8 protein-coding genes are annotated in these 13,356 nt (G+C 63.8%); 3 read left to right on the forward strand and 5 right to left on the reverse strand.

The features are described 5' to 3' along the window. Window positions 1-281: 281 nt before the first annotated feature. Entirely contained in the window at window positions 282-3,146 is a 2,865-nt protein-coding gene (locus AWH62_RS08050) for a glycosyl hydrolase 115 family protein (protein WP_198928871.1), read from the reverse strand. A 35-nt stretch (window positions 3,147-3,181) separates the two neighbouring features. Then, entirely contained in the window at window positions 3,182-5,611 is a 2,430-nt protein-coding gene (locus AWH62_RS08055) for a glycoside hydrolase family 3 N-terminal domain-containing protein (protein ID WP_075189976.1), read from the reverse strand. Between the two features lie 234 nt (window positions 5,612-5,845). Between AWH62_RS08055 and AWH62_RS08060 the strand changes: the two genes are divergently transcribed. From AWH62_RS08060 to AWH62_RS08070, 3 genes are all read left to right on the forward strand, one after another. Next, entirely contained in the window at window positions 5,846-6,619 is a 774-nt protein-coding gene (locus AWH62_RS08060; protein ID WP_075189977.1) for a FadR/GntR family transcriptional regulator, read from the forward strand. 133 nt (window positions 6,620-6,752) lie between these two features. Further along, complete coding sequence (locus AWH62_RS08065) at window positions 6,753-8,537, forward strand: IlvD/Edd family dehydratase (protein WP_075189978.1); 1,785 nt, start codon at window positions 6,753-6,755, stop codon at window positions 8,535-8,537. An 11-nt stretch (window positions 8,538-8,548) separates the two neighbouring features. Then, window positions 8,549-10,141 carry a DUF5597 domain-containing protein gene (locus AWH62_RS08070; RefSeq protein WP_075190277.1) on the forward strand — a complete coding sequence of 531 codons (1,593 nt, stop codon included), beginning with the start codon at window positions 8,549-8,551 and terminating at the stop codon, window positions 10,139-10,141. Here AWH62_RS08070 and AWH62_RS08075 read toward each other — a convergent pair. The 3 genes from AWH62_RS08075 to AWH62_RS08085 all read right to left on the reverse strand — a co-directional run bounded on the left by AWH62_RS08075 (window position 10,132) and on the right by AWH62_RS08085 (window position 13,352). Further along, complete coding sequence (locus AWH62_RS08075; protein ID WP_158025587.1) at window positions 10,132-10,983, reverse strand: aldose 1-epimerase; 852 nt, start codon at window positions 10,981-10,983, stop codon at window positions 10,132-10,134. The two genes, AWH62_RS08070 and AWH62_RS08075, sit on opposite strands and share 10 nt — an antisense overlap. Further along, window positions 10,980-11,840 (reverse strand): SMP-30/gluconolactonase/LRE family protein, encoded by an 861-nt coding sequence (locus AWH62_RS08080; RefSeq protein WP_075189980.1) that lies wholly within the window; start codon window positions 11,838-11,840, stop codon window positions 10,980-10,982. The genes AWH62_RS08075 and AWH62_RS08080 overlap by 4 nt, the downstream gene beginning before the upstream one ends. A gap of 78 nt (window positions 11,841-11,918) precedes the next feature. After that, on the reverse strand, window positions 11,919-13,352 hold the full coding sequence (locus tag AWH62_RS08085; protein WP_075189981.1) for a sugar porter family MFS transporter: 1,434 nt from the start codon (window positions 13,350-13,352) through the stop codon (window positions 11,919-11,921). Window positions 13,353-13,356: the final 4 nt, after the last annotated feature.

The following is a 13,356-nucleotide window of genomic DNA, read 5'->3' on the forward strand; positions in this document are numbered from 1 at the left end:
GTCACTTGTGCCCGGAAACGAGCGGAGCCTGTCCGCGTGTCGGGGATGACATCCCGATGCTCCGGCAGGGCGTGCGATCAGGTCCAGGGGCACTAAACGACCGACCCTCAGTACCTGGCGCATTGGAATCGGGGGCGAGAGCGTCCGGGAAATCTCCGCGAACGGGATGTCGGCGATGTCACGTTTTCAAATCAAACCGGTTATCGGCATTGGCCGACATCCCGTTCCCCTCCTGCCCATCCCGCCAGGCGCACGCGCCATGGCGATATCGGTGTTTGGGCCTACTCGCTGAGCGTGCTGGCGGGCGGTCCCAGATAGCTGTCGGGAAGGTCGCCTGTGCGCACAGAGACACGCTGGAAGACCAGGCCGGGGTCGATCAGCCAGAGGCGGACAGTATGCCGGCCGGGTGTCTCGACAACATGCTGGGTCGTTTGCACCGTCACGTTCGTCCGGACATTTTCCTGCCAGACCTCATGGCGGTCATCGGCATGAATATTGACGACCTCGACCGGGCCATCATCCAGCGAAACCCCAAACCGCAAGCCGCCGCGATCGAGATAATCCAGTGTCGGCGACAAGGTCACATCGATCTCGACATGGCCTGCCGTCCAGATTTGCACCGGATAGTCGAGATGAGGGCCGGTGCCATCGGGCTCGAAGTCGGCCGAATTGGCCGGAAGGACCGTCATGCCGGACCCGGTCCGGCCGATGTCAGGGATCTCGATCCAGCGCACCGTGTCACCATCCACGGCCCGGGCATGCCCGGCGGCTTCCAGCGTGACATGGCCGTCGGCCTCGATGGCGATGCCGGCATCCGTGATCGCGGGACGCTGGATCGCCGCCACCGGGATTTCATACAGGGCATCCCCCGAACCGGTTACGGTGATCCGGCCCGTATGTCGGCCGGGTTCAAGCGCGCTCCAATCGATGGAAAGGCTCACCGGACCGACCCCGCCGCTTGTCCGCGACAAGTTTATCCAGGGCACGCTGCTGGACAGCTCGGCCATGGCCGTCTCGGTACCTCGGTCGAACAATTCGATACGGCGGGTTTCCATGCCGTAGCGTTCGAAATGGAAGGTCTCGCCGCCATTCGACAGGGCCAGGCCAAGATGGGCGCCGGCACGCGGTTCGATACGCACCAGGCTGGGCAAGACATCCACCTCCGGCTGCTGCCAATAGGTGTAGGAGATATGGGTCTGGGACATGAAATGGTTCCATTTCCCGCCGGCCACCTCCTCGTGATAGATGCGGGTCAGCTCGGCATCGCGGGCAAACAGGCGCTCGACTTCATCCGCTGCGGCATTGGCCTCGACCCGGCCTTGCGATGCGTAGAGCCGGTTGCGGGCCGTCTCGACATGCAGCGCCGTCAGATTGGCGCTGGCATGCACCGGGAACCAGACCAGTTGCACGAAGGCATCGTCATATTCCGGGGCGAGACGGGCGCGTACGGCATCCGCCATATCGGCCAATGCCTGCCAGTCGGCCAGGACACGCCGGGCTTCGTCAAACCCGGTCAGCGAAAAGGTCGACGGCGTGATGAGCTCGTGTTTGCGCCGCGAATTATACTGCGTGTAGCGGGTCAGGAGCTCGGCTATCGCCTCGGCCTCAGCCTCGCCGAACTGCTCGGCGGCCCAGTCGCGAGTATAGCCGGACATCGCCTCCAGCGTCATCGCTTCGGGATCCCAAGCCTGGTCAAGAAAGAAGCTGATCGGGAATTCCATCGGCTTCAAGTCACCGACATTGACGATCCATAGCGCGTCAGCGCCGTGTTCCCAGGCCAGGTTCATCTGCTCCCAGGTGCGCTCGATCTGGTTGGTGTTGAGCCATTTATAATTCCGCGGATCACCGACATAATCGAAGTGGTAATAGACGCCGAAACCGCCCTCCCGCGTGGCGCCACGGGCCGGGAGGCGACGGATATTGCCCCAATTGTCGTCGGCGAAAAGCAGGGTCACGTCTTCGGGCACATCCATGCCCTGGTCGAAATAATCCTGCACTTCCTTGTAGAGCGCCCAGACCTGCGGCGTCTCGGAGGCCGGGCGACCGGTCACGTCGGTGATAATCTCGCGCTGCGCCTCAACCACGCTTTCCAGCAAGGTGATGGCCGTGCCCTCGGTCATGGCTTCATCGCCATCGCCGCGCATGCCGATCGTGACCAGGCTCTCATGATCGCCCATGCGCTCGACACCCTCGCGCCAGAATTCACGCAAGGTGTCTGCATTGGCCGCGAAATCCCAAGGCCCCTCGCCATAGCGCGCCCATTCGACATGCGCCCGCATCAGCGGTTCGTGGTGCGAGGTCCCGATGACGACGCCATACAGGTCAGCAGTCGGTGCGTTGAGCGGGTCATCGTCGGAGAAAGCCTTGCCCCACATGGCTGGCCAGAGATAATTGCCACGCTGGCGAAGGATCAGCTCGAAGACCTGCTCATAGAAATCATGGTTGAAACCGCCATAGGTCTCATTGACCCAGCCATAGAGGGCCGGGTTTTCATCATTCAGGAAGATGCCGCGATAGCGCACCGACGGCGCGTCGATCCGGCGACCTGCCGAGACCTGGAGCTGGTCGTGCCAGTCAATCGGCACATCGGCCCACCAATGCCAGGGCGAGACCCCGGCAGCGCGGGAAACGTCATAGACGCCATAGATCGCGCCGCGCATATCGGCGCCGGCGATGACCAGCGCCCGGTCGATGCCGGGTGCCGGATTGTCGACGACCTGGTGAAGATAGGCTTCCCACACACCGTCAACGCCGGACACGTCGAGCCGCCCGTCCGCGACCAGGGCGTCGATCAGGGCATTGCCGCCCAGCGTGCCGACGATGATGGCGCGACCGGCGGATGCGTCCGCGTCGGCAGCGACCGGCTGACCGGAGACGGCGGCCAGGTCTTCGGCCAGGTCGCCGGCGGCTCGCAGCAGGCCGGGGTCATCGGCCGGATCGGTCATGATGGCCGCGGCCAGCCCGTCGGCGACCAGCGCGAACCCGTCCGCCGCGGGACGACCGGGACAGATCGCGGCTGCACCCGCACAATCTGTCCCGACGTCCGCCTCGGAGGAGGCCTCTTGGCTGCCAGCCACCGGCTGACAGGCGACCAGGATGACCGCAAGGGCGGCCGGAAGAATATGCCAGTCAGACATCCAGCGCATGGGTCCGCCTTTCGGTTGCGTGTCGTTACGTCGGTTCAGTCTGCCGTCACGGTGAGTGTCACCGCCTGCAGGTCGGTTGAATCGGCGCCTACCGAGAGGGTGAAAGCGCCGGGTTCGACCACCCGTTCCATGTCGAGATTCCACAATGACATCGCACGCTCGGTGACCTCGAAGCGCAGGGTCTGCGTTTCGCCGGCCGCGAGCGAGATCCGCTGGAAACCGGCCAGTTGCAGGACCGGCCGCGTCACCACGGCGAGATCGTCGCGGATATAAAGCTGGACGACATCATCACCGGCCCGGTCGCCGGTATTGGTCACATCAACCTCGACAAAGGCACTCTCACCGACCGTGATTGTGTCCTCGACCAGGCGCGGCTCGGAATAGTCGAACGTGGTGTAGGACAGGCCATAGCCGAACGGGTAGAGCGGCGCTTCCTCATCGAAGAGATAACCGCGGCGGGCCGAGGGTTTGTGATTGTAGAAGACCGGCAGCTGGCCGACCGAACGGGCAATCGTCACCGGCAGGTGGCCACTCGGATTGACCTCGCCCAGCACGACGTCAGCGACGCCATTGCCGGTTTCCTGACCCAGATACCAGCCCTCGATCAGGGCGTCGGCATTCTCGGACAGGAAGTTGACCGCCAGCGGACGGCCATTCAGCAACACGACGATGGTCGGCTTGCCGAGAGCGAATATCTCGCGGGCCAGGTCGAGCTGCTGGCCGACCAATTGCAGGTCGGCGCGGTCGCCCAGATGGTTGTCGGCCCAGGCTTCGCGGCTGAGCTGCTCGTTCTCGCCGAGCACCATCAGGATGACGTCGGCCTCGCGGGCAGTTGCCACGGCCGCCTCGATCAGTTCGGCATTGACAGCCGGATCGACGAGATCGACCTGGTCGGCCGCCCATTGCCGGCTCTCGGTCAGGCGCACGCCTTCGGAATAGACCACGTCGAACCGGTCACCGGCGGCCTGCTGGAAACCTTCCAGAATGCTGACCACATGGCGCGGCTGGTCGGAATAGCCGCCGATCGGGGTGTCGACCGCATGGGTGCCGATCACGGCCAGTGTGCCGATGGCATCCGGATCAAGCGGCAGGGTGTTGTCCCGGTTTTCCAACAGCACCATGGCACGTTGCGCCGCGGTGCGGGCCAGGGCAATGGCATCATCCGTGGCCGTTCCGGCAACGGCCGCATCGGCATCGGCATAGGGGTTTTCCCAGACGCCGGTCAGGAATTTCAGGCGCAGGATGCGACGCACGACCGTATCGATCTGTTCTTCGCTGATCCGGCCCGCGGCCACCATGTCGGGCAGGCTGAGAAAGCCATCACCATGCGGCAGCTCGACATCAACACCGGCTTCCAGGGCGCGGACAGCCGCGTCCTCGATATTGTCATACATGCCGTGTCGGCTGATCAGCTCGCGAATGGCGAAATAATCACTGACGACCAGGCCCGCATAGCCCCACTCATCGCGCAGGACATCGGTCAGGAGCCAGCGATTGGCGTGGCTGGGGACGCCATCAATCTCGTTATAGGAAGCCATGATCTGCATGACATTTGTGTCCTCGACCAAGCGCTCGAAGGGCAGCAGGAAATTCTCCCGCAATTCCCGTTCGGAGATCTGTGCCGGGCCGATATTCATGCCGCTTTCTGGTTGGCCATGGCCGGTCATGTGCTTCAGCGTCACGAAGACGCGGTGTTGCGCCAATGGCAGATCATCGCCCTGGAAACCGCGCACGGCGGCAATGCCCAGTTCGGACACCAGATAGGGGTCCTCGCCATAGGTCTCCTCGATCCGTCCCCAGCGCTGATCGCGGGCGATGTCGACGATCGGGGCCAGCGTCAGGTGGACACCGCGCAGGCGCATTTCACGCGAGGCGACATTGAACACATCCTCCAGCAACTCGGTGTCCCAGGTCGAGGCCAGGCCGATGGATTGCGGGAAGCTGGTCGCGTTCGGCGCGACATAGCCGTGCAGGGCCTCTTCGTGGAACAGGAGCGGAATTCCCAGGCGGGTCTCTTCAATGGCCCAGCGCTGGGCGGCGTTGATGTATTCAACCGTCTCGCGTTCTTCCCGATTGAGTACGCCGGCATTGGCGCCGGCCGCCGTTGTGCCGGGTTCGACACCCTGGCGGTCATAGGGGCGGGAGATCTGGCCGAGACCATTGGGGTAGTTCTCGGAGGCACGCTCGGGCGAAAAATCGCCGGACGGGGTCTGAATCTCGGCCTTGTTCTGCCAGATGCCGATCATCTGGGCGACCTTCTCTTCCAGCGTCATGCGCGAGAGCAGGTCCTCGACACGAGCCTCGACCGACTGGCTGGCGTCGCGATAGATCGCGTCCGGACCAGGCCGGTCAACGTCCTGCGCGGCGCAGGCTGCCTGACTGGCGAGGGTGGCAAGAAGGGCCGCGGGTGCGGCAATCCGGCGCGTCAGCCGGACAATATCGAAGGCAGGCGTCTGGGCGCTCATACTGGTGTCTTCCCCTATCACAGGCCGGATTAGAGACCGTCCGGCGCTTACTATTTGCGCGATACTAAGACGAGGCATGGGGGGAAGGTCAATGCATTTGTCGGAGTAAATGCCCTGATATAGACACCCCTGCCCCCGGGAAGTATGACCGTAGGAACAAAAGCATCAGAAATCGCGGTGGTTATTGCCGCCGGACCAGACCTGCGACAGGCGCAGGACGGAAGGACAATCGACATGGCGCCGAGCGACAGGACCGAGGACAAACCGCGTCGGCGTACCGGCAATCCGGCCCGCATCCACGGCACGATTGCCCATGATCTCGGCGTCGCCATCGTCTCCGGCCAATATCAACCGGGCGAGACATTGCCCAATGAGATCGATTTTTCCGAACGCCTGAAAGTGTCGCGCAGCGCCTATCGCGAAGCGGTGCGCATCCTCTCGGCCAAGGGCCTGGTCGAGAGCCGGCCGAAGACCGGAACCCGGGTCACCCAGGCGACACGCTGGAACCTGCTCGATCCGGATGTCCTGGCTTGGTATTTCGCCTCCGAGCCTGACCCCAAGTTGATCGACGGCCTGTTTGAACTGCGCATGATCATTGAGCCAGCCGCCGCCGCACTGGCCGCCGAACGCCGCGAGCCACACCATCTCACCGTGATGCGCGAAGCCCTGATGAACATGGAAAAACACACGCTCACCACCGAGGCCGGCCAGATCGCGGACCGCGCCTTCCACGACGCCGTGCTGGATGCCTCCTGCAACATGCCACTGCGCAGCTTGGCCAGCACGATCGGGGCGGGTGTGCGATGGACCACGGTCTACAAGGCACGCAAGGACGAGCTTCCGCGTGACCCGATGCCGGACCATTGGCGCGTCTTCGATGCCATCGCCGCCGGCGGCCCGGAAGCGGCGCGCAGCGCGATGGAAGACCTCGTCGGAGCCGCCCTGCGCGATACGGCCCGCGCCCTGCGACGCAGCCAAAAGCGTCCGGGCGGCGACGACTCCGGCTGATTCTGCTGCAATTCATGACATGTCGCGTCGCGCCGGGGCGACGCAGCATCTTGCTTGCTGTCAAAATGCAATCTATTTGTCGGAGTATTCTGGCGCCCAGAGAATGGTGTCACGACCTGCAATAGAGAGCTTCATGACAAAACGCTTGAGATCACGCGCCTGGTTCGACAACCCGGAAAACCCGGACATGACCGCGCTCTATCTTGAGCGCTATCTCAATTACGGCCTCACTTTGGAGGAGCTGCGCTCGGGCAAGCCGATTATCGGCATTGCCCAGACCGGGTCCGACCTTGCCCCCTGCAACCGCCACCATATCGAACTAGCCAAGCGCGTTCGCGAGGGCATCCGCGAAGCCGGCGGCATCGCCCTTGAATTCCCGGTCCATCCGATCCAGGAGACCGGCAAGCGACCGACGGCAGGCCTTGATCGCAATCTCGCCTATATGGGCCTGGTCGAGCTGCTCTATGGCTATCCCCTTGACGGCGTTGTGCTGACAGTCGGTTGCGACAAGACCGCACCGGCCTGCTTGATGGCGGCGGCGACCGTCGACATTCCCGCCATCGCCCTGTCGGTCGGACCGATGCTCAATGGTTGGCGCAAGGGCGAACGGATCGGCTCCGGCTCGATCATCTGGCAGGCCCGCGAAATGATGGCGCGCGGCGAGCTGGACTATGAGGGCTTCATCGAACTGGTGGCGACCTCGGCCCCGTCAGTCGGCTATTGCAACACGATGGGCACCGCCTCGACGATGAATTGCCTGACAGAAGCGCTCGGCATGAGCCTGCCCGGCTCAGCCGCCATCCCGGCGCCCTATCGCGAGCGCGGCCAAGTCTCCTACCAGACCGGCAAGCGGATCGTGGAGATGGTCCATGAAGACCTCAAACCGTCCGACATCCTGACCGAGGACGCCTTCCTCAACGCGATCGCGATCAACTCCGCCCTTGGCGGCTCCACCAATGCGGCGGTGCACCTGACTGCCCTGGCGCGCCATTCCGGTGTCGACCTGCCACTCAAGACCTGGCAGACGCACGGCCACAAAATCCCGCTCATGGTCAACATGCAGCCGGCCGGCGCCTATCTCGGCGAAGACTTTCACCAGGCTGGCGGTGTTCCCGCCGTCGCCGCCCAGCTGATGCAGCAAGGCCTGCTGCGCGAGGATGCCAGGACCGTCAATGGCCGCTCGATCGGCGAGAATTGCCGCGACGCCGAAATCGTCCTGGAAGACGTGATCTGGCCCTTTGACGCGCCACTCCTCAAGGATGCCGGCTTCATCGTGCTGACCGGCAATCTGTTCGACACGGCCCTGATGAAAACCAGCGTTATCGCCAAGGCCTTCCGCGACCGCTACCTGTCCGACCCTGATGATCCAAACGCCTTCCAGGGCACGGTGCACGTATTTGACGGACCGGAAGACTATCACCGCCGCATCGACGACCCGGCCGAGAATATCGGTGATGACGGTATCCTCGTGATGCGCGGTTCGGGTCCGATCGGACACCCCGGTGCGGCGGAAGTGGTCAACATGCGACCACCATCCTATCTCATCCAGCACGGCATCAATGTCCTGCCCTGCGTCGGAGACGGGCGCCAGTCAGGCACGTCCGGCTCCCCCTCCATCCTGCACGCCTCGCCGGAAGCGGCGGCAGGCGGCAATATCGCGCTCTTGCGCACCGGCGACCGACTGCGGATCGACCTCAACACTGCGACCGTGAACTGGCTGGTCAGTGCAGACGATATCCGCGACCGCCGTGATGCGCTGGACGCCGCGGGCGGTTATCCCTATCCGGCCTCGCAAACGCCCTGGCAGGAGCTTCAGCGCGACACGATCGGCCAGCTGGAAACCGGTGCCGCCCTCGAACCGGCCGTCAAATACCGCCGTATCGTCGAGACATTCGGCAATCCGCGCGACAATCATTGATCGGCGGCGTCATGGTTTTTCGCGCCCTCACCATCCTCCTGGCACTGGCTTTAGCGCCGGTTTCGGCGCAGGCCGACGACAACGACACCCGGCCGCACCTGCGCCCGCATGGTGATACGCAGCAACTCATTGTCGATGGCGCGCCTTTCCTCATTCTGGGGGGCGAGCTCGGCAATTCCACAGCCTCCGACCTCGACGCCCTGGACGCGACCTGGCCGACCCTGGACACACTCAACCTCAACACCTTGCTGGCTCCGGTCTATTGGGAATTGATCGAACCGGTTGAGGGTGAATTCGACTTTGCCCTGGTCGACGGATTGCTTGAACAGGCGCGCGCCCACGACATGCGGGTCGTCATCCTGTGGTTTGCCAGCTGGAAGAACTCGATGTCGAGCGATGCCCCGGCCTGGGTGAAGCGCGATGGCGAACGATTTCCGCGCGCCCGGGGCGAGGATGGCCGGGCCCAGGAAATCCTCTCGCCCTTCAGTGACGCCAGTCTCGACGCCGACCGCCGCGCCTTCACTGCCCTGATGGCCCACCTCGCCGAGGTCGACCGCCAGCACACGGTGATCATGGTCCAGATCGAAAACGAGATCGGCATGCTGCCGAACGCACGCGATTACAGCGCTGTCGCCAATACAGCCTTTGCGGAACCGGTTCCGGACCCCGTGCTGGCAGCGCGTGACCGATCCGGAGAAACCGGCAGCTGGACCGATGTTTTCGGGGCCAGCGACGTCACTGACGAGATGTTCATGGCCTGGCATTTTGCCCGCTATGTCGACGCGATCGCCATGGCCGGGCAGGCAGAGCATGACCTCCCGATGTTCGTGAATGCGGCGCTCAATCGGCCGGGTCATTCACCCGGCCAATACCCCAGCGCCGGCCCGTTGCCGCACCTGTTCGACATCTGGCAGGCTGGCGCCCCGTCGCTCAATTTTCTGGCGCCCGATATCTATTTCCCCGACTTCACCGACCGGATCTCGGCCTTCCGGACGACTGACAATCCGCTCTTTATCCCCGAAGCCAATCGCGCCGGCCGGGCCGAGGCTCCGGCCGATGCCCTGTTCGCATTCGGGGCGCTGGACGCGATCGGATTCAGCCCCTTCTCCATCGAAAACACGCCGTCACCCGAGACGAGCCTGCTCGGCCGGACCTATTCCCGCCTGGCGGTAATGTCCGCCCTGCTGATGGAGCACCAAGGCCACGACACACTCACCGGTTTTCGGCCACCGGTCAGCCATGACGGCACCCCCGATCTGAGCGATCAAAGCGTCGCGATGGGGGATTACACAATCACCGTCCGCTTCATCGATCCGTGGACACCGCGCGACGCCCAAACGCCCCAGACGCATGGCGGCCTGATCATCCAGACCGGGCCGGAAGAATTCCTGGTGCTCGGACACGGTGTCACGCTGACCTTCCAGTCAAACCTCCACCCCGGTGCCATCGCCGGCATCGACCAGATCCGCGAAGGGCAATTCGTCGACGGTGAATTCGTAGGCGCTCGCATCCTCAATGGCGATGAGAGCCATCAGGGTCGCCATTTGCGGCTCCCACCCGGCGAAATCGGCCTGCAGCGGCTGCGGCTTTACAGCTACGACTGATCCAGCGCGATCCGCATGGTGATCGTCTGGGTGTGACCCGGTGCCAGGACCGGCATCTCGCCCGCGGCCCCGTGAATGGCATCGGGGCGGTGGGTGACCGGTCCCAGACAGGCATGACCCTCACCCGGCGGAATGAAGACGTGCAGGTGGCGGGCGTCGGACGAAGCCGTTACGCGGACCCGGCCCGCCTCGCAGTCAATCCGGGCCGAACCATCCCAACCTGAATAACAATGATCAATCAGCCGTTCACCGCGAGCTGATTGGCCATGGCGGAAGTCCGCGACCTGGCGCGGCGCGGCCGGCCGGTCGGGAATGAGGTCCTCACCAACCGGCCAGACATGATCGGCCCGAAAACGGATGGTCCGCTCGCCGGCCAGCGCGAAACAGGGATGGAAACCCAGTCCGGCCGGCATGTCGGTCTCGTCCAGATTGGTCAGGGAGAGGGCGATCTCGAGCCCGGTCGCCGACAGGACAAAACGCTGCCGGGCCGCCCAGTGCCAGGGCCAGGCGCCGGCCGGGTGATCGAGGGCCAATAGAAGGCCCGGCCCGGCCTGTTCGATATGGGTCCAGGCTGATTGCCAGCCGGTGCCATGCAGGGCATGCGGCGCAAAGGCGGGCAGGACAGGCAGCTCGACACCATCGCCCCGCCAGTCGAAACGCGCCTGCGCGATGCGATTGGCAAAGGGGACAAGCGGAAAACTGGCCGCCTTGAGAACATCGCTCGCACCCGCCGGCGTCGGCCGCAATATGTCTCGGCCCTGCCAGCGCAGTGCGGTGACGCCGCCGCCGAGCTCCGGGTTGACCGCCAGCTCATAGCCGCCCTCGACCAGTCGCAAGCTCACAGCCTGATCAGGGATTGCGGCTGGCCCGGCACGTCCACACGGACCCGGAAAAGACCGCCGGCGAGCGGCTGCTTCGCCCGGCTTTCCGGTGTCTGGTGCAGCCAGGCCGTGGTGCAGTAGAGCGTGCGCAGATCATCATCCCCGAAGGCCGCCTTGGTGACAGCGGCGACCGGAAAATCGATCTTGCCTAGCTTTGTGCCGTCCGGCGCATAGCGCGCGACGCCCCAGCCGCCGAACAGGCCGACATGCAGCACGCCGGCACTATCCATCGAGGGGCCATCGCAATAGCCCTCATCCATCACGGCAAAGACGCGCCGGTTGGATATCGCCCCAGCCTCATGGTCGAAAGCTTCGACCGTCTTTTCCAGCGTGTCGTGATGATAAAGCGTTTTGCTGTCCGGGCTCAGGACCGGACCATTGGTGACGCCATAGCCATCGCCCTTCAGCACCAGGCCCGTGTCCGGCGTCCAGCGATAAAGGGCCCCTGTCCTGGCGGCCTCGCTATCGTCCATTGAGCCAAACCAGAGCGAGCCATCCGGGGCGACATAGCCGTCATTGAGTCGGTTCTGCGGCCGGTCCGGCTCAACGGCTTCGATCAGGGAGAAGCGGCTATCGTGTGGATCGAACCGATGCAACCCGCCGCGCACGCCGCAAATGAGGTTGCCATCTTCCGCTGGCAGGGCAAAGCCGGTCTGATCCGGCGTGTCCCAGCTCGACTTCGCACCGTCGTCGACGCCGTAGCGGTGCAGTTTTCGACCCTTGATATCGACGAACCAGATACAGCGCTCCCGTGCCGACCACACCGGCCCTTCGCCCAGTTCCGCCTTCAAGTCCCAGATCAGTTCGGGCTTTGCCATGCCGTTTCCGTCAATGACTGCATAAAAGAAATCGGCCCGGGCGGAGGGTCGCCCGGGCCGAAGGTGGGTCGTGACTGACTAGCCTTCCATATCCTCGAGTTCCTTGCCGCGGGTTTCGCGCACCATCTTGATCACGAACCAGATCGAGATGACGGCGAACACGGTGTAGATCCCGTAGGCCCCGGCCAGCCCGATCGAGCTGAGCAGGGAGAGGAAGGTGATAGAGATCAGGAAGTTGGTGCCCCACTGGAAAAGCCCCGCAATCGCGAGACCGGAGCCACGCATCTGGTTGGGGAACATCTCGCCCAGCATGACCCACATGACCGGACCCCAGGAGAAGTTGAAGAACATCACATAGACATTCGCCGCGACCAGGGCCAGGAGGGCCATGTTGTCGGACAGGCTCAGCGACCCGTCGATGAGTTCGCCGGTCGAGAAGGCGAAAGCACACAGGCCCAGCGTCACCGCCATGCCGATCGAACCGATGATCAGCATCGGCTTGCGGCCGAGCTTGTCGATGACCAGCAGGGCGACGATCACCGAACCGATGGACAGGGCGCCTGACAAGACGTTGGTCAGAAGGGCATCACTCTCGGTGAAGCCCGCCGCCTGCCACAGCACAGCGCCATAGTAGAAGATGATGTTGATGCCCACGAGTTGCTGGAAGCTGGCCAGACCGATACCGACCCAGACGATCGGGCGGATCTTCTTGGTGATGGGGCTGATCAGGTCACGCAGGCTGGGCTGGTGATCGGCAGCGAGCGAGGACTCAATCTCGCCAACCTTGCGCTTGGCCGTGACAGGTCCGAACAGCTTGGTCAGTACGCCCGTCGCCTGCTCATTCTTCTTCTTGAAGACCAGAAAGCGCGGGCTTTCCGGGATCGAGAACAGCGCGATCAGGAAGATCACGGCCGGCAGGAGTTCCATCCAGAACATCCAGCGCCAGGTCTCGAAGCCGAGCCAGAATTCCACCGTCGAACCGCCGGCGGTTTCCGCCAGCAGATAGTTTGACAGGAAAGAGAAAAAGAGGCCGGCAATGATGGCGATCTGCTGGATCGTCGCGAGACGGCCACGAATGGCCGCCGGCGCGATCTCGGAGATATAGGCCGGCGCCATGACGCTGGCCGCGCCGACGGCAAGACCACCGAGCAGGCGGTAGATCACGAATTCGGTCGACCCGTTGGCCATGCCCGACCCCCAGGCCGAGACGATGAAGAAGATCGCGGCGGCCACCAGCAGGGTGCGACGCCCGAAAATATCGGCCGCACGCCCGGCAATCAGGGCGCCGATGGCGCAACCGAGCAGCATCGACGCGACATTCCAGCCAGTACCGATGTCTTCCGAGTTGAAAGCGGCTCGCAGGCCGTCGACCGTGCCGTTGATCACGCCGCTGTCGTAACCGAAGAGGAAGCCCCCGATCGTGGCGACGATCGCGATGGCCAGGATATAGCCCATATTGGGCGCTTCGGCGGGAGCCGAAGTGCTCACGGCGCTATCTGCCGTATCTGTCATTGTC

Source organism: Maricaulis sp. W15 (genome assembly GCF_001924955.1).
Classification (GTDB): Bacteria; Pseudomonadota; Alphaproteobacteria; order Caulobacterales; family Maricaulaceae; genus Maricaulis; species Maricaulis maris.